Origin of the sequence: Acinetobacter halotolerans (assembly GCF_004208515.1) — a bacterium.
Lineage (GTDB): Bacteria > Pseudomonadota > Gammaproteobacteria > Pseudomonadales > Moraxellaceae > Acinetobacter > Acinetobacter halotolerans.
The window spans coordinates 93,965-119,535 of sequence record NZ_SGIM01000006.1; the positions used below are offsets into that span (position 1 = coordinate 93,965).

The following is a 25,571-nucleotide window of genomic DNA, read 5'->3' on the forward strand; positions in this document are numbered from 1 at the left end:
AACTGTAAGCAGTTATACTACCATTCTAACTAACTTTATATTTTGTTTATACTTTATAATTTTCAAGTCCTTATAACTCTATAGTCACTTTAATGATTCTGTATACTTTACAGACAGCAAAGATAGTCTAGCTCAATAAAAGTACCCTTTATAAGGTAGTTTCTATCGCTGCATCTGACCTTATTGGTTTTTAAGTTTGAGCTAAGCTAAGCATGCTATGTTGAAGAATGCTGCTCTTTTATTTTGGTACATTTCCCTTTTTATGCCTAAGCTATTCTTTCAGAAATGGCTCCCCTCTTCGGAAAAAATCGCCAAGCTCAAGTTAATGAAAGTTTTTGGTACACGTACCTTAAACCCCTTACTGTGGTATGTGAACCGCCACGCTATTGCTAAAGCGATCTTTATTGGTACGTTTTGGGGCATCTTACCCGTGCCTTTTCATAGCCTGTTTATCGTTTTGAGTATTTTATATTTTGAAGTGAATTTGCCAATTGGCTTGTGCATGGCTTGGCTTACAAATCCATTGACGGTTGTGCCTATTTTATATTTAGGCTTTTGGTTTGGCGCCCAGATGTATCATGTCAAAATGATTAATAATGAGATGTTACTTGGTGTTTTACATCAAATGATCAATTGGTTAAGGAATTTTGGTCATGGTCATATTGATTTTCATTTAGCAAAAATACTTGTGTCTGGCCTGTTTGTTGAGGCGCTGCTGTGTGCGGTGCTACTTTACATCGTTACACATCTGGTCTGGCGTTGGATGGTGATCAAGAAATGGAAATCTCGTCATAAAAAAGGATAAATTCTTTAGTATAAGAAGCATCAAAAAAGGTTGCCATCCCCATAATAATACGGTAAGAGTAGAACATATTTGATCGCGTTAAAAATGAATTTGATACTAAATAAAGCAACCAAATGATGGATTTATGGTTTGCACACAAACAGGAGAGAGTAATGAAAAAATGGCCCCAATTCATTTTATTGAGCTTAGCAATAACGGGTATATCAGCTTGCTCTGACAATACTGGCAACAAAAATACAGGTCAAGAAAAGAGTAGTGCAGCAGTTGATGCCAATGCCCTTCAAACAAAATTCGTCAATATTGCTACAGGTGGGGCATCTGGTCCATATAACGTCATTGCAACAAATTTGGCTGAAATTTATCATAAAACTTATGGGGTTAACTCCAAAACCCAGACCACAGGGGCTTCTGTTGAAAATCTAAATCTAATGAAACAAAACAAGGTTGAAATGGCATTCGTGATGAGCGACAGTCTAACTGAAGCAATCAATGGACAAGGAAGCTTTAAGGATAAAATCACCAATGTTCAGCAGATTGCAGCACTCTACCCGAACTATGTGCAAATTGTGACTTCAAAAAAATCTGGAATCAAAACCATTGAAGATTTGAAAGGTAAACGTATCGCAGTGGGTGCTCAAAACTCTGGCGTTGAAGTGAATGCTCGTAGTTTATTAAATGGTTTTGGTATTAGCTATAAAGACGTTAAAGTGGATTATTTAGGATATGCCGAAGCGGCAGATGCACTTAAAGGCGGAAAATTAGATGCGGCCTTCCTCACCAGTGGTATTCCAAACTCTTCACTTATGGAACTACAACGTGGATACGATTTACAGCTTGTCAGTATTGATCCAGAAAAAGTAAAACAAATTGCTAAAGATCAGGCTTATTTTTTGCCAATGATCATTCCGAAAGGCACTTATGACAATGCAGAAGATATCCCTACCGCAGCCATCATGAATGCTCTGGTGGTACGTTCTGACCTACCCGAAGATGATGTATACAAGTTAACTAAAACATTCTTTGAAAATCTCAACAGTTTGTCGAACAGTCATCAAGCCGCGAAAGACATTAGCTTGCAAGGTGCTCAACAAGGTTTAGTTGCTCAACTACACCCAGGAGCGAAAAAATATTACGATGAAATTGCAGCAACAAAATGAAGTCTTTAAGTGCAGCCTCGGCTGCACTTTTCAGTGGACTAATCGTATTGGGAGTCGTTATAGCGTGTCCCATTGCAAACACACATGTCACCACTCCAAAACATGATTGTGTTATTCGTGAAACGGATTTTAATTTGCAATGGCGACATTCAGTTGAAAAAACATTATGGCTAGAAAATTATCATCGTGAGAAAAAGGGTTTCCAGCTCGTCTATACAGATCTGATCGCATTTGGTGCAGGAACTCCAAGTGATTATCCGATTATTTTTCAAAAGGACGGCATAATTCGAATGTCGGTAAAGCAAAAAATTGCTGAGATTAACTGGACCGTATCACGAAATATGCAAGGACGTATTTTGTTTGGAAACAAAAGCTGGGCGATCGCTAATGAACTCCCCGATTATAGCCTCGTGCAGTTTAAGAACAGTTACACACCATTATGGAAGATCTGGTGGTTAGGAGAATGTTTATGAATACACCCAATGATACAGTCACACCAGAACAAACAGATCTAGAAAAACAAAAACAACTATTAGAAAAATTTGATAAAGAGTCTGTGACACGAAGCCCTAAACAGAAATCTGTTGGTCTATTTATTACGATATTGGCCATTTTTTATTCTCTTTTTCATTTGTTTATTACCTATAACCCATTACCTGAACTGATCCAACGTTCAGCACATGTGTCGATAGGTATAGCACTTATTTTTCTATTGTATCCAGCACGACAAAGTAGTGATAGACAGCATATATCGTGGTTTGACTGGGTGTTAATGCTAGCCTCCTTCGCCTCGTTTGGTTATTTATGGATTGAATACCAAAATATCATGACCTCTCGAGGTGGGATTCCAAATACTCTAGATGTCGTGTTTGCCATTATGACGGTGGTATTAGTTATTGAGGCAGCTCGAAGAGTCATGGGTTGGATGTTGCCTATTCTTGGACTGATTTTTCTTGCCTACCCCTTTGTCAGCCATTTTAGTTGGATGCCAGACCGACTACTTACCCGACCTTATAGTGTCAGTGATATTTTCGGGCAAATGTATTTAAAAACAGAAGGACTCTATTCTTCTGCGATTGGCGCTTCAGTGACCTTTATCTTTCTGTTTATTTTATTTGGTGCGTTTTTGGCCAAGTCAGGTATGGGTAAATTATTTAATGATCTCGCGATGGCTTTAGCTGGACATAAACAAGGTGGCCCAGCAAAAGTTGCTGTGATCTCTAGTGGTTTTATGGGAAGTATTAATGGTACTGCTGTCGCCAATGTGGTGGGAACAGGTTCATTTACCATTCCATTGATGAAAAAGATTGGTTACCACAAGAACTTTGCGGGTGCTGTGGAAGCCAGTGCTTCGGTTGGTGGGCAGATTCTTCCTCCTATCATGGGTGCGAGTGCTTTTATCATGGCAGAAACAACGGGAGTCAGTTATGGCACGATTGCCCTCGCTGCCATATTACCCGCACTGTTGTATTACCTTGGTGTCATTTCACAAGTCCATTTTCGTGCAGGCCGTGACAATCTCAAAGGCTTACCTAAATCAGATTTGCCTCGTGTCAAAGAAGTATTGAAAGAGCGTGGTCACTTGCTCATTCCAATTGTGGCGTTGGTGTTTTTCTTATTCCAGTCCATGCCTGTCAGTTATGCAGCGGTCTACACTATTCTTTTAACCATCGTTGTGGCCAATCTACGTAAAACCACACGCATGGGAATTAAACAAATTCTTGAAGCGTTGGCGGATGGTGCCAAACAATCTTTATCGGTCATGGCGGCCTGTGCTGTTGTCGGATTGATCATCGGCGTGGTCAGTTTGACTAGTTTCGGTTCGGTGATGACTTCATATATCATGAGTGTTGGCGCTGGAAACCTGTTCCTTACGCTGTTATTTACCATGGTGGCGTCGATGATTTTAGGCATGGGACTTCCATCTATTCCTGCCTATATCATCACGGCGACAATGGCGGCCCCTGCACTGGCTCATTTTGATGTGCCAATTCTTGTTGCACATATGTTTGTATTCTATTTCGGCCTATTCGCCAATATTACTCCTCCTGTTGCGTTGGCTGCTTTTGCTGGGGCTGGTATTTCAGGAGGCGATCCGATGAAAACAGGTTTTCAAGCACTTAAATTATCCTTAGCTGGTTTTATTGTGCCGTTCCTGTTTGTTTATAACCCAGCCATGTTGATGATCGATACCACCAATGTGGCCATTAATGCTCGTGAATTTGCGCTACCTTCGATATGGAGCATTGTCAGCATCGCGACGACATCGATTATTGGGATTCTCGCCTTAGGAGCAGCTGTAGAGGGCTATTTCAAAACCACGATGAACTGGCTATGGCGATTGGTCTTAGGTATTGGGGCATTGATGATGATTGTGCCTGAATCAACGACTGATCTCGTTGGTGTTGTTATTGTGGGGATTTGTATTGCCATGAATATCGCACAAGCGAAAAAAGAAACGGGTTCTACACCACCTCAATCAGCTCACTAGTACTACAGGGCTGTGAATAAAACCTAAAAAGCTGTCTCAGCATGTGATGAGACAGCTTTTTTGCTGTATTAATCCCTATTTAGTTTCAGTTTTTGCCTTCATATAGTGTTCCGCAACATCTAATACATAATCCTGACATGCCTCACCTGTAGCCGGATCATAAGCACCGTTATTGGTAATATTATTGGATAAAACTCTAATACCCAGAAATGGCACTTTAAATTGATATGCAATTTGTGCGACCGATGCTGCTTCCATTTCCTCAACAGAAGTACCATATGTGCTATGCAAGAAATTAATTCGATCTAATTCATTATTCCAAACATCAGCCGAACCAATCGTACCTTCTACAACTTGGCCTTTGCTATAGTTTGCTTTGGCTTTATAGGCTGCAACCAGTAAGGCTGGATCCCCTTCAAACTTACGTATGGCAATCGGTTCAGGATCAGATTCATCCTCAGGAAGTACATCAAATGCTTCGTCCCATGTCAGTGAGTTTGAACCGCCATTTATAGGTTGATAAGGTGTTTTGAATGCACCGATATTGGTCGTATATTTTCCAAGAACAATATCAAATACATGTAAATCAGGATCATGTCCACCCGAAGTACCCTGATTAATAATCGCAATGGGTTGATAATGTTGAATGGCAATAGCTGTTGCTGCGGCCGAATTACTCATACCCATTCGAGTCTTCGAGATAATCATGGGATAACCCTTATAGCTCCCCTTCCAAAACGTCCAACCGCCTATCGTTTCGACTGTAACACTGTCTAACTTTGAAGCCATTCTTTCGGATTCAATCGGCAATGCACCTTGTATCACGATAGGCTGTAATTGGGGCTTTTCTTGTGCTTGCTGAGAATTCGAATCACCATCTCCATTACAAGCACTCAAAAACAAAGCGGTACAGACACTCGCAATCCCCATAAACCGTTTAAAATGCATCATCCATCTACTCTCAATCAAAAAGAGAGAACAAGCAATCCACATGCCAGTTTTTACTAATTGGTATATTTTTAATTCTTATCAATCAAAAAATCATTTTGCTCAGCACATAAAAAAACCAACATCATGATGTTGGTTTTTTGAAGCGTTAAGCTTAGAAATCGGTTTATTTAGAAAATACGTTTGTCATCTTTTTGATGCTTTGGTAATTTTTCCATTTGCTCAAGCAAAGCTTGCGCGATACTCATAAAACTTTCAGCCGCGGCATCTTGCGCAATTACGCTTGGTTTACCTTGATCCGCATGTTCACGAATTTTAGCATCCAAAGGTAAACGTCCGAGTAATGGAATTTGGTATTGCTCAGAAATTTGATCACCACCACCGATACCAAAAATTTGTTCTTCAAAACCACAATTTGAACAAATATGTGTCGACATATTTTCAATCACACCAAGCACAGGAATGTTAACGCGATTAAACAATTCAATCCCTTTCACTGCATCCATGAGTGCGACGTTCTGAGGTGTTGTTACAATCACTGCGCCCGTCACAGGTATACGCTGTGCCAATGTCAATTGGATGTCACCTGTTCCCGGTGGCATGTCAATCACCAGCACATCTAAATCTGGCCAAAGCGTTTGATTGAATAATTGCATCAATGCTCCAGTTGCCTTTGGTCCACGCCAAGCCACAGGGGTATTATGTGCGCCAATGAGATGACCGATCGAAATCACCGCCATACCATAGGCATCTAAAGGTACAAAATGTTCATTTTCAATTTGTGGTGTTTGACCCGCATTCCCAAGCATCGTTGGAATACTTGGGCCATAGATATCAGCATCGAGAACACCGACTTTTAAGCCCATTTTTTGTAGTGCAAGTGCAAGATTCACTGTCGTGGTTGATTTACCTACACCACCTTTACCCGATGACACCAAAATAACATTTTGAATGCGTGGATGAGCTGCAATGTCACGTTGTTGCGGTGCTGCTTTTTGAATAGGCGGGTTATTTGGGTCAGTTTCAGCTTTTGCGGACGCATCCATCACAGGCGGTAACTTTGTATTTTCCGCTTTAGGCTTAGAGGAACAGCTATGACCTGCTTCACCATGTGCAGCGTGTTTTTGTTGAACGACATGTAGATTTAACTCTTGAATGCCACATTTTTCTAAGGCTTCAGCAAGTTCATCATGGATTTGTTGTAAATGATCTTTCTCTTCAGGAAAAGTATTAATTGTCAGTTGCAAAATACGACCTTGGACATTCACTTGGCTAATCCGATCTTTTAAGCCATTTTCTGAATAAGGTAATACATAGTTTTGTAGAACTGTTTGAATCTCGTCTTCCTTCACTTCTTGTGCTGGTGAAAAAACAGATTTTAAGGAAGAAAGCCACGACATTTTGTTTACTCCAAAAACAGATCAACAGAGGACTGAGTTTGGTTAGTTTAGCAGGATCGAAGAAGTGACGCTCATATCAAAGAAGACAATTGCTTATTTTTTACAGCATATTTCTTCACAGGATATGAGCGTCGGTTATTTAAGTTTAATTAGCCAACTAGCCTTTGAATTTATTTATAGTATCCGTTGCTGCTTTCTTTAAATCATCCAATTTGCTACTTGCCTGAGCTTTCAGATCATCAAATTTTGCAGCAGCTTCCTCTTTCAATTCAGCCGCTTTTACTTTTGCATCATCTAACTTATGACTTGCTTCTTCTTTTAAGTGATCAAATTTATCTTGAACGGTGTGTTGGGTATCTTCAAGTTTAGCTTTGATTTCATCCACTTTATTAGAAAAAACTTCTTTACCTTCACTACTCTGCTCAGATGCATCTTTTTTTAGATCATCTAATGCTTTTTCACCTTTTAACTTAAGCTCCTCTGCTGAGTGCTTTAAATCATCAACCGCTTTTTCGCCTTGTAATTGCGCTTCTTTTGCTTTGTGTTTTAAATCATTACCTAAGTCAGCTGCTTGAGTTTTTAACTCATCAATTTTTTCATTTGTCATCTTAATTCCTCACTTATAGGTAAATATAAATTGTTTGGAGCAACTTTAGTTATACCGCGTTTATGTTGATTTTTTAGCGATTGCAGCAAATTGAAACAAAGGATATACAGGAATATTCAAATCATTTCTGATTGATAACCTTATGAATTTTTGGATATAAAAATCATATAAATGAATAACGTTTAATTTACTTCATGAAATTCATTTTTAGAGATCTCATATAAGACATGCCAACTTAAAGGGTGATCTGATTTCAAAGCTGGATGTTGAAATTCTGTGATTTTTCTCATTTTCAACTTTCGCATGACCGCTTGCGATTTTTCATTTCCTAGTGTGGTAAATGACACAACTTTGTCTAATTTCAACTGATCAAAAGCGAATGCTAATGCCGCTTGAGCAGCTTCTGGTGCATAGCCTTGTCCCCAATGCGTTTGATCAAGTCGCCATCCGATTTCCACACACGGCGAAAAAGAAAACTGGGTAGGTTGGTCATGTAAACCAGTAAAACCAATAAATTGCTGGTTGTGTTTTAACTCAACTGCCCAAAAGCCCCAGCCTTGAGTCTCGATAATCGACTTCATTCTATCGATCAAGGCATCACTTTCTGCTCGCGTCAGCAGTTTTGGAAAATATTCCATAACCTGTGGATTGGTGCTCATTGTGGCAAAGGATACATAGTCCTCTGCTCGCCACTGTCTTAAACGTAGTCGAGCTGTTTCGATCATTTTTAGACCCATTAAATTTCAATTAAAAACTATTCACAATATAAAAAAATAGATCAGATATACTTTTGCACTATCGAAATCTTAACCTTATTTATAAAGCTTTAAATATGAATGAAAACGAACTTTTAGAAATTCAACATGAACTTCAAGCACAAGAAAAGCGCTTAAGGTACATTCTTTCAAGTAAAAGAAGAATCCAAAGCATGATTGATTCTTTTGAGCGTGATTTGGCAGAACAATTACTTCCTGTCATTCATAATGAAAGCAATGATTATGCTGGAATTGCAACAAGCTTAGCACTTTCGATTTGTTGGAAATTTTCAAAAGTAGAATTTCCAACAACCGTGCATTGGTGTAGCGAGATGAGCATCAGTGATTTAGAGATAAAAGATGAGTTGACTGTTGCGATTAAAGCGCAAGCTTGGTTAGGTACTTTAGGTAGTGATGAACTTTGGCAAACGCCTTTATTTGCTGAAATCACGGTTGACCCAAAGAGCAATAGCTTAAAAAGCTATCACATTCATTTCTTATCTAAAGGCAAAATCATCTCTCTGAGAAAAAATTCTAAGCACAGTGTAACCGTTAAACAAATGCAGAGTATGTGATCTCTAAAGAATTCACCGATTCCCTTGTGCAAGTCGGTGTTAAGTCATGTAAAATCATCCACCTTGAAATACGAATGAGAGAACAATATCCGTGCGTAAAATTTTAGTCACCAATGCCCTTCCTTATGCCAATGGTCCTATCCATATGGGTCACTTACTCGGTTATATCCAAGCAGATATTTGGGTTCGTGCGATGCGTGCAATGGGTCATGACGTGACTTACGTTTGTGCGGATGATGCTCATGGTACAGCGATTATGCTGCGTGCTGAAGCAAATGGCATTAGCCCAGAAGCACAAATTGCCAACGTTCAAAAAGAACATATCCGTGACTTTGATGGCTTTGGCGTACATTTCGATCACTATGATTCAACCAATAGTGACGAAAACAAAGCACGTTCAGAAGAAATTTATATTAAAAACCGTGAAGCAGGCAATATTGCGATTCGTCCGGTAAATCAGCTATTTGATCCAGAAAAAGGCATGTTCCTCTCTGACCGTTTCATTAAAGGTACATGCCCTAAATGTAAATCTGAAGATCAATACGGCGATGCTTGCGAAGTCTGTGGCACAACCTATAACGCAACTGAACTTCTTGATCCTCGCTCAACCTTGAGCGGTGCAACACCAATTGAAAAATCATCAGATCACTACTTCTTTAAACTGCCAAATTTCTCAGAATATTTACAGAAATGGACACGTGATCAAGGTCGTTTACCTGTTTCGATTGCCAACAAACTAGATGAATGGTTTGAAGCAGGTTTATCGGATTGGGATATTTCGCGTGATGCGCCTTATTTCGGTTTTGAAATTCCAGATGCACCAAACAAATATTTCTATGTTTGGGTGGATGCACCGATTGGCTATATGTCGAGTTTTGAAAACTACATCAAAACCAAACGCCCTGATTTAAGTTTTGATGATTTCTGGAAAAAAGATTCAGAAAATGAAGTCTATCACTTCATTGGTAAAGACATCGTTTACTTCCATGCGCTGTTCTGGCCTGCAATGCTTGAAGGTGCAAACTACCGTACGCCATCTGGTTTATTCGTCAATGGTTTCTTAACGGTGAATGGTCAGAAGATGTCAAAATCTCGCGGCACATTCATCAAAGCTGAAACTTATTTACAGCATTTAAATCCTGAATATTTACGCTACTACTTCGCTTCTAAGCTTTCAGACAAAGTTGAAGATTCTGATTTGAACTTAGATGACTTCGTTCAAAAAGTGAATTCGGATCTTGTTGGTAAAGTGGTGAATATTGCCAGCCGTTGTGCAAAATTCATTAATACCAATTTCAATAATACTCTTTCAAGTACCTGTGCTGAGCCTGAACTCGTGCAAAGCTTTATTGATGCAGGCGATTCAATTGCACAAGCATACGAAGCACGCGAATTCTCTGCTGCAATCCGTGAAATCATGGCTCTAGCAGACAAAGCGAACCAATATATTGATGAGAAAAAACCGTGGGCACTTGCAAAGCAAGAAGGTCAAGAACAACAAGTTCATGATGTGTGCTCAGTGGGTATCAACCTTTTCCGTCAGCTTGCAGTTTACTTATCCCCTGTATTGCCAACACTTGCTGCACAAGTTCAGGCTTTCTTAAAACTTGAAAGTTTTAACTTCGAATCACGTAAGCAAATACTGGTTGCTCATGAAATTGCTCAATTCCAACCGTTAATGCAACGTGTCGACCCGAAAGCAGTTGCTGCAATGGTTGATTCTTCTAAAGATTCTTTAGTAGCTACGGCAGAAGCGCCAAAAGTTGAAAAGAAAAAAGAGAAGAAAGCCGAGAAAAAGCCTGAGCCAAAAGTCGGTGAAGCCGAAATTATTGGTATTGAAGATTTTATGAAAGTTGACCTGCGTGTAGCTGAAGTTTTAGAAGCTTCAACTGTCGAAGGTTCGGATAAACTTCTTCAATTGACTTTGGATGTTGGTGAAGCTGAACCACGTAATGTGTTTAGTGGTATTCGTGAGTTCTATCAACCAGAAGATTTAAAAGGCAAATTGGTAGTGATGGTGGCAAACCTTGCTCCTCGTAAAATGCGTTTTGGTATTTCTAACGGTATGGTACTTGCCGCAGGTAATGGCGAAGGTGTTTGGGTGATTTCACCTGAGTCTGGTGCTAAAGCTGGTGATAAAGTTTCTTAAGATTTAGACCTTGAAAGAAAAGCCTCTACGTTGTAGGGGCTTTTTTAATTTTAGAATAAATTTGTTCACTGGGTGGAATTAATCTCGATGTTTACAACTTGTGTAGCCACATTCAAATATTCGTATGCTACTCTAACTTTTATGGAAAAATTTTGATCTATTGTAAACAGATACTCACAAAAACAAGCATAGGAAGCGTGAGACATATCACTAAACGAAGCAATAAATCTTTTTTCTTTATTATGTATACCTTCATCCTGATAGTAACCAATCAGATTTAACATTGTATAAATCTGATTAACTTTCTGAAAAATATAAACTTCACTTTCTGAATTAAATCCTTTTTTCAGTTGAAAAAATCATCTAACTCAAAATTAACTAATTCGGTGTTATTTTTTTGCAACATTTTCCATATTTGCACTAAAACATTTGGAAATTCAATTTTTTTTAGATGGTTAAGATCGACTTTCAATGAATCTCTAAATTTTTTATGTGCTGCCTGTTCTTTATTAGCATCCTCTAAATGTTGTACTGATAATTGAACAAATGATTCAAATTCTTTTTGTTGCATTCTAAGTTTAGGAATTTCAACTTTATACTTTTCTATTTCAGATAAAATATATTCATCTTTATCCTCACAACTTTCTAGAAAGTTTAGAGAACTCTCCAAAAATATCAATAAATTATTTAAATTATCAATTTGCTCATTTTCAAGTTTGTTAAAATCCTTAATTCCACCAAATATTGCAAATAAATTATTTCTCAAAGGATGCACAAATTTATTTAAATAATTATTTTCTACAAATTGGTTAAAGTGTATTAAAGGCTCTTCCCAAGACCTAAAAATAGTATTGGTCACTTCACCATTCTCAGTTATTAAAGTAATAAAATGAGCATTCAATTCTTTAAGTACATCTAAAAAGGCTAAACCATAAACACTACTTTTCCCATTAATAACTGATCGATATATTTCTTCGAGAGTAGTAGGAGAATAAACAGCTTGAACTTCATTTTTTAAGAATTGGAATAGTTCAGATTCCTTGGATAGCAAACACTTAGGTTCAGTGAATAAATCTAAGATATTATGATCTAAATAAGCTAATGGCTTCTCTTGAGTCTCTTTTTTCTTCATAGAACTCTTTTTCCTTAAGGATTTTTCAATAATATAATTTTATAATTATTAATTTCAAAATATTAATGCGCTAGATTAAAATCCATGCTAAAAAATAGACAATTCAACTAAATTTGAGAAATTTTACCAATGAATAAAATCTTTATATCCGCTTTGATGAGCACAAGTTTCTTTAGTTTCTCAGCATTTGCAGCCAGCTCTCCTCAAACCCCGATCCAACAACAAAAACAAGTCTCTGGCTTTTACCAACATCAAGTTGGTGATGTACAGATTACGGCATTATTGGATGGCACTAACTTTATGTCGCCAAGTCTGTTTAAAGATATATCCCCACAACAAGTCCAAGAAATCTTAAAGAAATACTATGCTGATCAAGACAAAGGTGTTCAAACCTCAATCAATGCATTCCTCGTCAATACAGGAAAATCACTGATTTTAGTCGATAGCGGTGCAGAAAGTTGTTTCGGTGCACATCTTGGTTCTATTTTGAAAAATCTAGTTGCGTCAGGATATAAACCTGAACAGGTCGATACGATTTTACTTACCCATTTACACCCAGATCATGTGTGTGGAATCAGCCAAAAAGGCACAGCTAATTTCCCCAATGCCACAGTTTATGTATCAAATGATGAGGCTAAATATTGGCTAGATCCAAAACAAGCAGCCAAACTACCAAAAGACAAACAAGCCAACTACTTAAGCACTGTCGAAATGATCAAGGAAGCTATCGCGCCCTATCAAGCGAAACAACGTTTTAAAACATTTAAGCTCGGTGATGAAATTCAAGGCTTTAAAGTCATCAACACGGCAGGACATACGCCAGGACACTATAGTTATGAGCTAAAAACCAAAGATCAAAGTGTCGTGTTTATTGGTGATATTGTTCATTCTCATACCGTGCAATTTGATAAACCTCAAACGGCAATTGAATACGATATCGATCCGAAAAAAGCAGTTCAGACACGTTTAAAACAATTTGCGAATTTTGCCAAGAATGGACAAACCATTGCAGCACCACATTTACCATTTCCGGGGATTGGGCATATTTATTCAGTAGATGGTAAAAGCTATCAATGGATTCCAACCCATTTCAAAGATTGAATGATACAACGTCATAACCATCCATAAGAAAGCGACCTATTTGGTCGCTTTCTTATATCATTTCATACCGAAGATCAACTTCAAGCCAAGTAAGGTCATCACCCCACCCGCAATACGATCAAACACAGTTTTAGATTTTAAATAAACTTGACGTGGTCCTTCTGCTGACAGTGCGACAGCAACAAGTGAATACCAACCTGCATCAATAAAGAAACACAGCATTGGTAAAACCACATAGAAATAGGTTGGAATTTCTTTAGGTAATAACGCGGTGAAAATACTCGCAAGCACAATCGCAATTTTAGGATTACTTAATTGTGTGATGAGACCTAAACGAAAAGCTTGCGCATAACTCATAGTCTGCACTGCACTTTCCATTGATTCCATCGGCTCCTTCGCATGTTTAATAATTTTGTATGCGAGCCAAAGTAAGTACAGACCACCAAAAATTTTCAAAGCCAAATAAGCTGAAGGCACCGCAAGTAATATCGCCTGTAATCCCATAACAGCTAGAAAACCAAACAAAGCTGCCCCTGTACCTGTACCGAACGCAGTAAATAATCCGTGTTTACGTGAAATCGAAATCGAGTTTTTTGCTACATAAATAAATGTAGGACCGGGACTGATTGCACCTAACATCAATGCCAATGTAATCGAGCCTAAAATCAATATTGATTCCAAGATAAACCTCAAAATTAGTATAATTTTCCATAGAAAATTTTATACGAAAACCACTTAAAGAAGATAGTACTCTTCATAACACATTGACTATTTTACTGAACTAAAACAAAAATCAAAATGACTTGAATTTACTTCGGACAAAAATGTCCGTTAAATATCATGTAAACATTCCTAGAATATAAATCATGTTAAATCGTCAGCAACAAGCAGCTCATAACCGTGATGAGTTACTCAATGCCGCAGAGGAAATCTTCAGAACTCAAGGTGTACATGTACCCTTACAGGCGATTATTGATCACGCTGGTGTTGGACGTGCAACGTTTTATCGTAATTTTTCTGATCGTAAAGCCTTAATCGCCGCTCTACTCGAACAAGCCATCATTCGTTTAGAACAAAGAGCGCAAGCTTTACTTGAGTTTGATGATGGTTTCATTCGCTTGATTGAAGGTCATGTTGAACAGCTCCCTCATCTGATTGTACTGATTGATTACTGGCGTATCATTGATCGCCAAGACCCAATCATGCTAAACATTTATGCACGGCGTGATAAAGCATTACAACCACTCATTGATCGAGCCATACAACATCATTTATGCCGCCCAGATCTAACAACACAAGATTTTGCCATGATTGCGGCGATTTTAGGGTCTTCATTTCAAGGTCATAACGTATCAGATCAGGTTCGTTTGGCTAAACGAGCAATAGAATTATTATTAAACGGTATTAAAGTTTAGTCTGAGGCATAAAATGGATAAAACACCTCGCTATCTTGAAACTCCCCCTGATTGGTCTGCTGATGAGCGCCCAACACTACCCGGCTCGCCTGCCGCAATCGCACATGCCACACCAAAACGCTTTGCTTATTTTATTATTGGGTTATTTATCTGCATCGCTGCGAGCTTAAGTAATGGATTTATTATCGCTAATTTACCAATTTTCCAAGGTGAATATGCTTTAACACCCTCACAAGCAGCATGGTTACCTGCCGCTTATGTAATGGCAAATGTCAGCTCAAATTTGATCTTATTCAAAGCGCGACAACAATATGGACTGCGTTTATTTTCAGAAATTGGATTATTGGTTTTTATTGGTGTCCTGATCTTACACATCTTTGTAAAAACCTATGAAATGGCGCTGTTTGTTCGTTTTATTGCAGGTTTAGCCGCAGCGCCGCTAAGTTCGCTGGGCATGTATTACACCATGCAAGCCTTTGGTAAGGCTGATATGGCGAAAGGAATTTATCTGGCCTTTGGGTTTCAGCAATTAGGCTTGCCTTTAGCTTGGATTATTTCTCCATTCCTACTCAGTGCTAATCAATGGGATGTGATTTACACCTTTGAACTCGGTTTAGCTATTTGTTGTTTTGCGATGGTAGTGGCGTTAAAACTTCCTCGTAGCTTACGCTTAGACGTTTTTGAAAAACAAGATTTTTTCACTTTTGCTTTGCTGGCCCCCGGCTTTGCTTGCTTATGTATCGTACTCACCCAAGGGCCAATTCTATGGTGGTTCAATAGCCCATGGTTGGCTTATACCTTGATCGTTGGTTTTTGCTTGATTGTTTTGGGTCTAACCTATGAGCATTATCGGCGTAACCCACTGATTATGACGCGTTGGCTCGCAACGGGTGATTTGCTGAGTTTTGTAGTGAGTGCCTTTGCTTTAAGACTCCTCATGTCCGAACAAAGCTATGCTGCTGTTAATTTTCTAAAAACAATGGGGATGGGACCTGACCAGTTTGTTCCACTCTATGTGGTTATCTTTTGCGGAACCATCGCTGGCTCAGTATTTAGCGCGCTTACTTTTAATAAAGATCGTTTGATCTTAAATCTGTTCCTAGCCGAAATTTTGATTTTTATTGCATGCATACTCGATTATCACCTGACCAGTGATGTTCGCCCTGCGAATTTCTACCGAAGTCAGTTCTTAGTCAGTTTTGCGGGTGGTGTATTTATTGGCCCATTATTGTTGATGGGATTTCTACGTACTTTACAACGTGGTCCGCAGTACGTCGTGACCTTTATCGTACTATTCACCGCCACTCAAAACTTTGGTGGTCTCGTTGGATCATCATTCTTCAATACCTATCAACAACGTCAGACCTACGATTACAAGGTCGAAATCAATAGCAGTTTAGACCCCACTGATCCAGTTGTTGCGCAACGTTTACAGAGCTATCAGCACAGTGCCATGATAACAACCACAGATCCTGCATTACAAAACAAGCAGGCATTGCAAAATTTAAATCAAGTTGTGACGCGTGAAGCTCAAGTCCGTGCCTATAACGACGTCATTGTACTGAATGGCATCTTTGCCGTTATTTTGCTGTTATGGGGCTTATTTAAGTACATACGTGACAAATACATCGCACGAAGAAATATACAACCAGCGAATTCACCTAATTGATTGTTTGATTGAGAAAAGATTATGTCTGAAGAACAAGATAAACCGGAAAAAGAGCTCACCCAAACCGCTGAGCCAAAAGAGCCTACTACACCAGCGAAAGCACCAGATGCTGTGGCACAAATGCCTCCGCCACCTGCGAGCAAACTCATCAAAACCAAAAGCTCAACACTATGGTGGATGTTAGGGGTTTTACTGGTGGGAATTATTATTATTTTATGGGCATGGCGAATTGGTCCTTTTCACACCGCGATTGAACAAACCGACAATAGCTATATCAAAGGCAAAACCACGATTTTGTCCTCACAAATCAATGGCTATATCAAAGATGTACTGGTTAAAGATTTTGATCAGGTGAAACAAGGTCAAGTGCTGATGCATATTGATGCCACAACCTATGATCAGAAGGTCACCCAAGCCGTTTCAGAGGTCGAACAGGCCCAGAATAGCCTCGCCAATCAAACCCAAGCCATCGCACAACGCCAAGCCGATGTTGTCGCAGCTCAGGCAAAACTGGAGCAAGTTAAAGCACAATATGATTTATCTATTGCACAATTGAGACGTTATCAACAACTGGGCAATAGTGGTGCTGCTTCTAAATCAGAACAAGACAAAGCGGCGGCTGATGCACAAAACAATCTTGCACTGCTCAAGCAAGCTGAAGCCAATATTTTAGTGGCTCAAGAAGCATTGAAAACAGCGCAAATTGCACAAATGGGTTTAAAAGCACAGGTGAATAGTGCACAAGCTCAGCTTGACCAAGCCAATACGACAAAGGATTACAGTACCATCGAAGCTCCATTGGATGGTCAGTTAGGCGAAGTCAATCCTCGTGTGGGTCAATACGTCGCGGCAGGCACCCAATTGCTTTATTTAATCCCAAAGCAAACATGGGTGATTGCAAATTTTAAAGAAACTCAGATCGCCAATATGAAAATTGGACAAAAAGCCACCTTCACTGTGGATGCAATGAATCATCAAAAATTTACGGGGCATGTTGAGCAAATCTCACCTGCCGCAGGTTCAGAGTTCAGTGTATTGAAGGCAGATAATGCGACGGGTAATTTTACCAAAGTAGTGCAACGCATTGCCGTACGTATCGCCATTGATCCGAATCAAAAGGGCATAGAGAACTTACGACCAGGTATGTCAGTGGTGACCTCAGTGGATACTGATTCATAAACCATCACTGACATTCTCAATCAAATCGATTTACAATGTGATCAAATTAATTTTTAGCTCAATGAAATGTTTGATCACATTGCTTTTCCCATTCCTTATCAAACATTAGCACTGCCCTATCCTGTTCAGCTGACCATCAAACGGCTAGACCAAATTCATCCTCGAATTTCAGGCAATAAATTTTTTAAACTCAAATACAATTTATTGGCAGCTCAACAACAAGGCTTAACACAAGTGCTCACTTTTGGCGGAGCATACTCAAATCATATTGCTGCGACCGCTTATGCAGCACAACATTTTGGTTTTGATAGTATTGGCATCATTCGAGGTGAAGAGTTAGCCTCACAACGCTTAAATCCAACATTAGAAACAGCACAAGATTTTGGTATGCAGCTACATTTTGTCAGTCGTGCTGAATATCGTTTGCGCCATGAAACTGAATACTTAGCGCAGTTACAACAACAATATCCTCAGACCATGATCGTTCCTGAAGGTGGAACCAATATCCTTGCTATTCAAGGTACGCAGGAAATTCTATCTGCCGATGACTTAGCAAATTATGATGTAATTTGCTGTGCAGTGGGGACAGGAGGAACGATTGCAGGCCTCATCGAAAGCAGTGCTGATCATCAACTCGTCTTAGGCTTTTCTGCTTTAAAAGGAGATTTTTTGAAGCAAGACATTCAGAAATGGACAGATAAAAATAATTGGTCGCTCACCGACGCTTATTGTTGTGGCGGCTACGCCAAAACCACACCTGAGCTATTACAGTTTATGCAGGAGTTTGAACAACAATATGCCATTCCCTTAGAGCAGGTTTACACGGCTAAAATGATGTTGGGTGTATTTGATTTAATTCAACAAAATTACTTTCCTGCACATACTCGAATTTTGGTGATTCATACAGGTGGTTTACAAGGGCGCTTAAAACATACTAAAAGCTGCTTAAATCTTTTATAATTGCCCGCTTTTCGTCTACCGAGTAATACTCATGGTTCATCAAGTTGATGTGGTTGTTTTAGGTGCAGGTGCATCGGGCTTGATGTTGGCTGCTGAAGCAGGTAAACGTGGGCGCTCGGTTGTGGTACTCGAAAAAGCCAATAAAGTCGGTAAAAAGATTTTAATGTCAGGTGGTGGTAAATGTAACTTCACCAACCTAGATGTTGAACCTAAAAACTTTCTTTCTGAAAATCCACATTTCGTTATTTCTGCTCTATCACGCTACACCAATTGGGATTTCATCGGTTTGGTTTGTGAGTATGGCATCGAATATGAAGAGCGCAAACATGGACAACTTTTCACCACGAAAGGTGCAAAAGAGATTTTGGAAATGTTACTTTCAGAATGTGCAAAAACCAAACAAGTCGACATTGAAACGCATTGTGAGGTTCAAAGTGTGAAGGCACAAAAAGAATCTGGCTTTGTTATCGACACCAATCAAGGTACCTTTCAATGTGAATCCTTAGTTGTTGCGACAGGTGGATTATCCATTCCAACCTTAGGCGGTTCAGGTTTTGGTTATGAGCTTGCACAACAATTCGGTCATCACGTCTTCGCAACTCGCGCAGGGTTAGTTCCATTTACTTTTTCAGATCAGTTTAAAGAAGTGACCACGCGCTTAAGTGGTAATGCCTTGGATGTAAGTTTGAGCAATGATCGCCATCAATTTACTGAAGCATTATTGTTTACCCATCGAGGTTTAAGTGGGCCAAGCTCATTACAGCTTTCAAATTACTGGCATATCGGTGAACGTTTCAACATTGATTTTTTCCCAAGCCAAGATTTCAATCAATTCTTTAAAGAAAAGAAAAAAACACAGCCTAAAGTTTTACTACGTACCCTACTTAATGAATTCACCGCAAAAAGTATCGTACTCGAATTACAACAATTGATTTGGGCTGAGCAAAGCGAAACGGCGATTGGCAATATCAGTGATCTGCAACTTGAACAAATCGCAGCACAATTGCATGCATTTTCAGTCAAGCCTTCTGGAACTGAAGGTTATCGTACAGCCGAAGTCACCCTCGGTGGCGTTGATACCAGCGAAGTTTCATCCAAAACCATGGAAAGTAAAAAACAGAAGGGCTTATATTTTATTGGTGAGGTGCTTGATGTAACGGGACACTTAGGAGGATATAACTTCCAATGGGCATGGTCATCAGCACAAGCTGCAGCCCAATTTGTGTAGATCATGACATCAATTGAGCTCGCTTAGAATTTTAACGACGCTCGGGAGTCTTTTCTCCTTCTGAAGAAGATGACTTCCGCTCATTTGAACTTGATTGTTCTTTTTCAGCATTCGATTTCGCAAAGACAAATTTATAAGCACTCGCCAAAAACCCGACAGTGATCCCGGCAATAATAATGGGTGCGAATACTCGATTTGGCCTCTTCATCTCAGTCTCCTATAAATTTTTTTATTCATATATAAGTAAAACGACCACTCCTAAGAGTGGTCGAATTGGCCGAAAAAATCAAAGATTATTTTTTCTATTCATCCGAATGTGGCGGAGATGGCGGTGTCGGTTGAACAGTATTAGGTGAAACAGTCTCGTTTTTATGCAATGGATTTGGTTGTTTTGCTTCAGTTTTTGCTTTGTCCATTAACTCACTCAGCAAACGTTCGGCTGGTTGGCGACCACCTAAACCAAATGCCAGTGCAAAAGCGACAGCAACAGATCCAAGCGTTAAACCAAATGCCAAATTCACAATAGAATCTGCGATTCCCATTGCTTTTAAGCCCATTGCAATAACAAGCCCCATAATCAAGATGCGGACAAGATTGCCTAACCAGCGTGAACTATTATATTCACCGCGTTGCACGACATTTGCAACGACATTCGCCAGCCAGAAACCGATCACTAGAATCACAGCACCAAGCAAGATACTTGCACCAAACTGGATGAACATGGCGATGAGTACGCTCACCTGCTCCAATCCAAGTCGGTTTGCTGCTTCAGATACTGCAAACAACATGGTAAAGAAGACGATCAAACATCCCACAACATCAGAAACACGTGTTTGACCAAGGAAGCGCTGTACATCTAGCTTCATTGGAATTTCATCAACACCCGCCCCTGAAATAAGTTCAGCGACTATACGTCCAACAAAACGAGAAACGATATACGCAACGATCAAGATCAATGCAGCTGCAATGATCTGCGGTATCGCAAGCATGATGTCATTCAACATTGCTGTGGCAGGTTGAGAAATTGCTTCGATACCAAGTGCTTCAAATGCGACAATTAAGCTTGTGATAATAATAATGGCAAAAACGAATGATCCCAAGAATCTTGAGACATTAGAGTTTTTAAACAGACCAACTTTTTCAGCTTGGGTTTGCAGACCTAGACTATTGCTTAGTCCTTCAACAATCCCACGAACAATTTTTGCAAGAATATAACCTACAAAAATGATCACACCTGAAATAAATAGATTTGGTAAGTACGCAATTGCGTCATTTACCATATTCTGGACAGGAATAAGCAGCCCAGTTAAACCCAAAATAGATAAAACAATCGGCAAGAATAGTAATAGAACTAACCAGTAGAAAATCTCAGCAATATTTGTGCTTAACGCAGTTACGCCGACTTCATTACTCAGTTTTTCATCCAGTTCAGTTCTGGCAAGAACATTGGTTAAACCCGCTCTCACTAAACGAGCAACGATCCAACCAATAAATCCAACTGCGACCGCAGCCAGTAAGTTTGGTAAATAGGCAAGTACCCGCCCGACCATATTGCTAAATGGATCACTTACACCACTAATGTTTAGAACATTTAAAGCACCAACGACGGCAAGTATCATCACAAACCAGAAAATCAGTTTAGATACTAAATTTTCAATATTTGGCGTACGACCAGTCGCAGTAGATAATCTATTATTGGTATCAAGTTTTTGCAGTAATTTTTTTACACCAGCAGCAATCACCAATGCAATAATCCACCCGATTAACAGAATCGCAATTGCAGCTAAAATAGGCTGAAACTGGTCCCAATAATACATTGCATCGAATCCTCCTCTTTGGGAGGGGTCTCTAAAAAATTCATTCATGTTGTTATCCTTATGTCATGTTTTTACATTCTGTACTATCCACTCATGATCGCTTTATGAGCAAGCACATAATTTATGGATGCTTTAACCTTAATTTTTGTCTATTTCTCAATCAATGAACCGCATCACTAATACAACAAAAAACATGTAATAGTTTGCAAAAAGCCCCTTGATTTATACCAAAGGGCCTTGGTTACTCAATTATTCATCGAATATGGTCTTAAATAATGCTCTAAGCATGCAGCACCAACGTCTGCAAATGAGACATGATCACCTGTGCAGTAGGCTTAGCTGAATGGTCAGCAACCATAAACACAAGTAGCGCGATCAGAAAAATTCCAACAATGATGAGCATATAGACAGGTAGTTTCCGTTTCCGCGCTGTATCTTCTTTACTTTCCACATGCGGTTTTGGCTTACTAAAATCATGCATCGTAGCTAGCCCTCTTGTTATTACTTATTTGACTTTTATCATAGCAGTACACAATGTTGCATTGTGTGAAGAAACTTCGGAATAACGTTGTCTTGTTTGCATAACACTACTTTTTATTGTTTGAAGTTTTGTTTAAAATATACGCGATTTTAGAATGTGATAAAAGTAAGCTATAATAGCCCCTCTCATCTCTTTACCATTCTGCTTTATGTCCTATAGCCAACAACGCGTTTCTCTTGAATTAGACACAGATGTTACTCATCAGTGTTTTTTACATCACACACGCGACGAACATTTGATTGGAATTATTGAGTTCAATAAGCCGAGCTATATCCTAAAATGGGGAGATTTGGAATATTTTCGCCGTCGAACAGAAGAACTTTCTGTGATGCCATTGCCTGATTGCATCAACGCGATGATTGTTGACATTCGCAATGTTCAACCCTTTTTAGATAATGAAGTTCCGATTTTACCTTGGCGTTTATTGGAAGAAGATTGCCCTGTACGATTGGTCGTTCCGCAAGATCGTTTAGAACATTACACAGGGATTTTCGAACCTACTTGGCTCACTACAGATGTCGAAACCGCAATTCAAGAAATCCGTGAATTTATGGATATGTTTGTTCATTAAAATATATCCACTCCCACACACTGCTTCCGTCGCCCTCTAGCGCCGCTACAATCGCTCATTACCAATAGTTCTCTACCGCAATATTTCCTTCTCCACGGCGATTCATGGTAAGACCACGCTGTTTTAATGCTTCTTTGGTGTCATCAACCATTTGTGGGTTGCCACATAACATCACATGACTGCTGTCAGGATTGAATGACAGTCCTACAGCTTTTTCTAACTGACCATTTGCAATCAATACTGGCAAACGATCACGTAAAGCTGCATTTGGATCACGGGTGATAATCGGCACAAATTTAAACCCAGTGTGCCCCTCACCAAACAGTTCCGCAATCTCTTGAATACGCTCGATATACGCCAACTCAGACTCAGTTCGGACACTGTAAACCAAGGTGATTTTCTGATATTTTTTCCACGTTTCAAAGTCTTGCAACATGGAAAGAAATGGCGCTAGACCTGTTCCCGTAGCCAGCAACCATAAATCTTGTGGCAATGGCTGTTGATAGCGAGCTAGTGTTAGGTACCCATAAGATATTTTTTCGAGATAGAGTTCATCACCGACTTTTAGGTGCTGTAAGTTTGAGGTAAATGCCCCATCGGGTACCACAATCGAAAAGAACTCTAAGGTTTCATCATATGGCGAAGACACCACGGAATACGCACGAATGACTAGCTCATCACCGACCATTAAACCAATCCGAGCAAACTGCCCTGCGGTAAATTTAAAGTGAGCTGGTCGAGTCATTGTGAAACTAAAAAGGTTGCTGGTCCAACGCTGTACCGATAAAACTTTTTCTACGCTAAATTTTTCAATTGACATGATTTGAACGTGGCACGAAACAGTGCGCTCATGGTAGCATGATCTGATTATTGATGAATACTCTAGGGTCTGTTAAATGTGACGAGACCCTCCACACGTTAAGGCTTTTAACATGCGCATGACATTACGCCAATTGGCAGTTTTCGTGGCGGTCGCTCAAGAGGGAACGGTAACCAAAGCCAGTGATGCTGTCCGACTCACACAAAGTGCGGCGAGCATGGCTTTAGCTGATTTAGAAGACGGTCTTGGCGCACCTTTATTTGACCGTTTAGGTAAACGATTACAACTTAATGATTTAGGAAGATTTTTACTTCCACAAGCTTTGGAAATATTAGGTCGTTGCGAATCCTTTGAACAAGCAGCGAAGGGCGAGCTACAAAGCATTGATTTACGCTTAGGTGCTACCCTGACCATCAGTGATTATTTAATGCCTGATCTCATGGCAGATTTTTTAAAGCGTCACCCCCAAGCTCACCTACAACTACAAGTGGGTAATACACGCCAAATGATTGAAGCAGTTAATCAGTTTCAGCTTGATTTAGCATTAATTGAAGGTTCTTGTCATCTGCCTTCACTGCAATGCATTCATTGGCGTAATGATGAATTAGCCGTGTGTTGTGCACCTGATCATCCTTTAGCTCAGCTAAATCGCCCTATCACACAAGCAGATTTTCTTGATGTCGAATGGATTTTACGTGAAGAAGGCTCAGGCACACGCGAAGTGTTTGATAACGCAATCTTGCAAGACTTACCCGATGCCAATATTCGTTTAACCCTTGGTCACAACGAAGCGATTTTAAAAATCGTTGCGGGTGGTTTAGGGATGTCGTGTATTTCTAAACTTGCGATTGAACCATTGCTTGAAAAAGGTCAATTGGTTATTTTAGACACGCCATATTGGCAATTGACTCGCCCACTCTACATGCTGGTACATCGTCAAAAATATCAAGGACCTGGCTTAAAAGCTTTTTTACAGTTCTGCGAAAATCAGACTTGATCTAATCTTGTTATCGTCCAAATTGCCGCTCACATGGAATGCCATCGCCATCCATTTCGGTATTTGGACAACTAAAAGAAGACAGCCTCTTCATAAGATCGCATTTGAGAACAATGTCTGCGTCCATCACAGCTAAATTCGCTGTGATTTTCTAGGCTGAAACGAAATAACTAGCGTCTAAAATTTGACAACAACTCTGTTGTGATCGACTCATTATGCGCCAGTATTTTAGTTTTTCTAGTTTTGGCAGGGTTTGGATCAATGCGCTCAATTTTTGTGGCTTTATATTTCCCATCACTTTCAAGTACCACAAATTTCACTTTTTCATTTCTTTTCGGCTCACCGTCTGTTGGATATTCTGAGATATGAAAAAACACATCTCCTTCAGCCGTTGCAATAAAACCAAACCCTTTGTCTGGATTGTATTGTTTAATTTTTCCTTGATAGAACTCTTGCTTCATTAACTTCACCCTATTCTTTAAACGCTATTAGTCACAGTATATATAAAAAAGAGACCGTTGATCCGCCCACAAAGATTTTACGGGTGAATGCAGCCTCTTTTTATCTGTATTTCAAAAATTAATCTTTTTGAACACTACCAAAAATCTTGTCACCTGCATCGCCCAAACCAGGAACGATATAGCCTTCAGCATTTAATCCTTGATCAATCGAAGCCGTATAAATACGCACATCAGGATGGGCTGCTTCCACTTTTGCAACACCTTCAGGTGCAGCAACTAAGATCATGACTCGAATATCTTTACAACCACTTGCTTTTAAGACATCGATTGCAGCAATCAAAGAGTTTCCTGTTGCCAACATGGGATCAATGATCATGGCTAAACGATTGGCAACATCTGGCACTAGCTTTTTATAGTAGGTGCGAACTTCTAACGTTTCATCATCACGCTCTAGACCCAATACACTAACTTTTGCACTTGGAATCAGGCTGAGTACACCTTCTAACATCCCAATACCCGCACGTAAAATTGGAACAATGGTAATTTTCTTGCCCGCAATACGTTGCGTTGAGACCGTCCCAGCCCAACCATCAATGTCATGATCAACCATTGGTAGGTCTTTAGTAGCTTCATAAGTCAATAACATCGTAACTTCTTGCGCCAATTCGCGAAAGTTCTTGGTACTAATGTCTGAACGACGCAATAAACCAAGTTTATGGCGAATAAGTGGATGATGAATTTCTTGAATGGACACAAGCATGTACCTAAAACATATTAATCTTTGACTATTATA

26 protein-coding genes and 1 pseudogene are annotated in these 25,571 nt (G+C 39.5%); 14 read left to right on the forward strand and 13 right to left on the reverse strand.

Annotated features, from left to right (window positions below; all coding sequences use genetic code 11):
- Positions 1–262: 262 nt before the first annotated feature.
- The 4 genes from EXE30_RS08845 (at position 263) to EXE30_RS08860 (ending at position 4,453) form a co-directional block, all read left to right on the forward strand.
- Positions 263–805, forward strand: coding sequence for a DUF2062 domain-containing protein (locus EXE30_RS08845; RefSeq protein ID WP_130162151.1), 543 nt, complete (start codon positions 263–265; stop codon positions 803–805).
- A gap of 152 nt (positions 806–957) precedes the next feature.
- On the forward strand, positions 958–1,962 hold the full coding sequence (locus EXE30_RS08850) for a TAXI family TRAP transporter solute-binding subunit (protein WP_130162064.1): 1,005 nt from the start codon (positions 958–960) through the stop codon (positions 1,960–1,962).
- Positions 1,959–2,435: a DUF1850 domain-containing protein gene (locus EXE30_RS08855; protein ID WP_130162065.1), complete on the forward strand. Its 477-nt coding sequence runs from the start codon at positions 1,959–1,961 to the stop codon at positions 2,433–2,435. The genes EXE30_RS08850 and EXE30_RS08855 overlap by 4 nt, the downstream gene beginning before the upstream one ends.
- Positions 2,432–4,453 (forward strand): TRAP transporter permease, encoded by a 2,022-nt coding sequence (locus EXE30_RS08860; protein ID WP_130162066.1) that lies wholly within the window; start codon positions 2,432–2,434, stop codon positions 4,451–4,453. The genes EXE30_RS08855 and EXE30_RS08860 overlap by 4 nt, the downstream gene beginning before the upstream one ends.
- Before the next feature lie 75 nt (positions 4,454–4,528).
- Here the strand turns inward: EXE30_RS08860 and EXE30_RS08865 are convergent, their stop codons facing one another.
- The 4 genes from EXE30_RS08865 to EXE30_RS08880 all read right to left on the reverse strand — a co-directional run bounded on the left by EXE30_RS08865 (position 4,529) and on the right by EXE30_RS08880 (position 8,133).
- The gene (locus EXE30_RS08865; protein ID WP_130162067.1) at positions 4,529–5,404 is read right to left on the reverse strand and encodes a 5'-methylthioadenosine/S-adenosylhomocysteine nucleosidase; all 876 of its coding nucleotides are present in this window, start codon (positions 5,402–5,404) and stop codon (positions 4,529–4,531) included.
- A gap of 167 nt (positions 5,405–5,571) precedes the next feature.
- Complete coding sequence (apbC, locus tag EXE30_RS08870; RefSeq protein WP_130162068.1) at positions 5,572–6,801, reverse strand: iron-sulfur cluster carrier protein ApbC; 1,230 nt, start codon at positions 6,799–6,801, stop codon at positions 5,572–5,574.
- Positions 6,802–6,958: 157 nt separating this feature from the next.
- Positions 6,959–7,408, reverse strand: coding sequence for a hypothetical protein (locus EXE30_RS08875; protein WP_130162069.1), 450 nt, complete (start codon positions 7,406–7,408; stop codon positions 6,959–6,961).
- A gap of 182 nt (positions 7,409–7,590) precedes the next feature.
- Positions 7,591–8,133 (reverse strand): GNAT family N-acetyltransferase, encoded by a 543-nt coding sequence (locus EXE30_RS08880; protein WP_171457350.1) that lies wholly within the window; start codon positions 8,131–8,133, stop codon positions 7,591–7,593.
- 107 nt (positions 8,134–8,240) lie between these two features.
- Here EXE30_RS08880 and EXE30_RS08885 point away from each other — a divergent pair, with 107 nt between their 5' ends.
- Entirely contained in the window at positions 8,241–8,738 is a 498-nt protein-coding gene (locus EXE30_RS08885) for a hypothetical protein (protein WP_130162071.1), read from the forward strand.
- Positions 8,739–8,829: 91 nt separating this feature from the next.
- Positions 8,830–10,887, forward strand: a complete 2,058-nt coding sequence (metG, locus tag EXE30_RS08890; RefSeq protein ID WP_130162072.1) for a methionine--tRNA ligase — start codon at positions 8,830–8,832, stop codon at positions 10,885–10,887.
- Positions 10,888–11,233: 346 nt separating this feature from the next.
- Here the strand turns inward: metG and EXE30_RS08895 are convergent, their stop codons facing one another.
- Positions 11,234–12,019: a hypothetical protein gene (locus EXE30_RS08895; RefSeq protein WP_228256115.1), complete on the reverse strand. Its 786-nt coding sequence runs from the start codon at positions 12,017–12,019 to the stop codon at positions 11,234–11,236.
- Between the two features lie 129 nt (positions 12,020–12,148).
- Between EXE30_RS08895 and EXE30_RS08900 the strand changes: the two genes are divergently transcribed.
- Positions 12,149–13,120 carry an MBL fold metallo-hydrolase gene (locus EXE30_RS08900; protein ID WP_130162073.1) on the forward strand — a complete coding sequence of 324 codons (972 nt, stop codon included), beginning with the start codon at positions 12,149–12,151 and terminating at the stop codon, positions 13,118–13,120.
- A gap of 57 nt (positions 13,121–13,177) precedes the next feature.
- Here EXE30_RS08900 and EXE30_RS08905 read toward each other — a convergent pair whose 3' ends face one another.
- On the reverse strand, positions 13,178–13,801 hold the full coding sequence (locus EXE30_RS08905; protein WP_130162074.1) for a LysE family translocator: 624 nt from the start codon (positions 13,799–13,801) through the stop codon (positions 13,178–13,180).
- A gap of 185 nt (positions 13,802–13,986) precedes the next feature.
- Between EXE30_RS08905 and EXE30_RS08910 the strand changes: the two genes are divergently transcribed.
- The 5 genes from EXE30_RS08910 to EXE30_RS08930 all read left to right on the forward strand — a co-directional run bounded on the left by EXE30_RS08910 (position 13,987) and on the right by EXE30_RS08930 (position 19,571).
- Complete coding sequence (locus tag EXE30_RS08910; RefSeq protein WP_130162075.1) at positions 13,987–14,535, forward strand: TetR/AcrR family transcriptional regulator; 549 nt, start codon at positions 13,987–13,989, stop codon at positions 14,533–14,535.
- 13 nt (positions 14,536–14,548) lie between these two features.
- Complete coding sequence (locus EXE30_RS08915; RefSeq protein WP_130162076.1) at positions 14,549–16,204, forward strand: MFS transporter; 1,656 nt, start codon at positions 14,549–14,551, stop codon at positions 16,202–16,204.
- Between the two features lie 120 nt (positions 16,205–16,324).
- Positions 16,325–17,383, forward strand: coding sequence for an HlyD family secretion protein (locus EXE30_RS08920; protein ID WP_228256116.1), 1,059 nt, complete (start codon positions 16,325–16,327; stop codon positions 17,381–17,383).
- A gap of 66 nt (positions 17,384–17,449) precedes the next feature.
- Complete coding sequence (locus EXE30_RS08925; protein WP_130162078.1) at positions 17,450–18,343, forward strand: 1-aminocyclopropane-1-carboxylate deaminase/D-cysteine desulfhydrase; 894 nt, start codon at positions 17,450–17,452, stop codon at positions 18,341–18,343.
- 31 nt (positions 18,344–18,374) lie between these two features.
- Positions 18,375–19,571, forward strand: a complete 1,197-nt coding sequence (locus EXE30_RS08930) for a BaiN/RdsA family NAD(P)/FAD-dependent oxidoreductase (protein WP_130162079.1) — start codon at positions 18,375–18,377, stop codon at positions 19,569–19,571.
- A 31-nt stretch (positions 19,572–19,602) separates the two neighbouring features.
- Here EXE30_RS08930 and EXE30_RS15890 read toward each other — a convergent pair whose 3' ends face one another.
- The 3 genes from EXE30_RS15890 to EXE30_RS08940 all read right to left on the reverse strand — a co-directional run bounded on the left by EXE30_RS15890 (position 19,603) and on the right by EXE30_RS08940 (position 21,869).
- The gene (locus EXE30_RS15890) at positions 19,603–19,779 is read right to left on the reverse strand and encodes a hypothetical protein (RefSeq protein WP_165382395.1); all 177 of its coding nucleotides are present in this window, start codon (positions 19,777–19,779) and stop codon (positions 19,603–19,605) included.
- Positions 19,780–19,873: 94 nt separating this feature from the next.
- Positions 19,874–21,436 (reverse strand): mechanosensitive ion channel, encoded by a 1,563-nt coding sequence (locus EXE30_RS08935; protein WP_130162080.1) that lies wholly within the window; start codon positions 21,434–21,436, stop codon positions 19,874–19,876.
- 232 nt (positions 21,437–21,668) lie between these two features.
- Positions 21,669–21,869 carry a hypothetical protein gene (locus EXE30_RS08940; protein WP_130162081.1) on the reverse strand — a complete coding sequence of 67 codons (201 nt, stop codon included), beginning with the start codon at positions 21,867–21,869 and terminating at the stop codon, positions 21,669–21,671.
- Between the two features lie 208 nt (positions 21,870–22,077).
- Between EXE30_RS08940 and EXE30_RS08945 the strand changes: the two genes are divergently transcribed.
- Positions 22,078–22,500 carry a hypothetical protein gene (locus tag EXE30_RS08945; protein WP_130162082.1) on the forward strand — a complete coding sequence of 141 codons (423 nt, stop codon included), beginning with the start codon at positions 22,078–22,080 and terminating at the stop codon, positions 22,498–22,500.
- Between the two features lie 58 nt (positions 22,501–22,558).
- Here EXE30_RS08945 and EXE30_RS08950 read toward each other — a convergent pair whose 3' ends face one another.
- Positions 22,559–23,320: a ferredoxin--NADP reductase gene (locus EXE30_RS08950; protein ID WP_130162083.1), complete on the reverse strand. Its 762-nt coding sequence runs from the start codon at positions 23,318–23,320 to the stop codon at positions 22,559–22,561.
- Positions 23,321–23,432: 112 nt separating this feature from the next.
- Between EXE30_RS08950 and gigC the strand changes: the two genes are divergently transcribed.
- A complete protein-coding gene (gigC, locus tag EXE30_RS08955) occupies positions 23,433–24,317 on the forward strand; it encodes a LysR family transcriptional regulator GigC (RefSeq protein ID WP_130162084.1) in 885 nt (294 codons plus the stop codon).
- Between the two features lie 10 nt (positions 24,318–24,327).
- On the opposite strand, the pseudogene EXE30_RS16070 reads toward gigC, so the two are convergent.
- The 3 genes and pseudogenes from EXE30_RS16070 to upp all read right to left on the reverse strand — a co-directional run.
- A pseudogene (locus EXE30_RS16070) lies at positions 24,328–24,457 on the reverse strand (excalibur calcium-binding domain-containing protein); the annotation flags it as partial.
- A gap of 30 nt (positions 24,458–24,487) precedes the next feature.
- Positions 24,488–24,778: a cold shock domain-containing protein gene (locus tag EXE30_RS08965; RefSeq protein WP_130162085.1), complete on the reverse strand. Its 291-nt coding sequence runs from the start codon at positions 24,776–24,778 to the stop codon at positions 24,488–24,490.
- 118 nt (positions 24,779–24,896) lie between these two features.
- Entirely contained in the window at positions 24,897–25,532 is a 636-nt protein-coding gene (gene upp, locus EXE30_RS08970) for a uracil phosphoribosyltransferase (RefSeq protein ID WP_121930189.1), read from the reverse strand.
- Between the last annotated feature and the right edge of the window lie 39 nt (positions 25,533–25,571).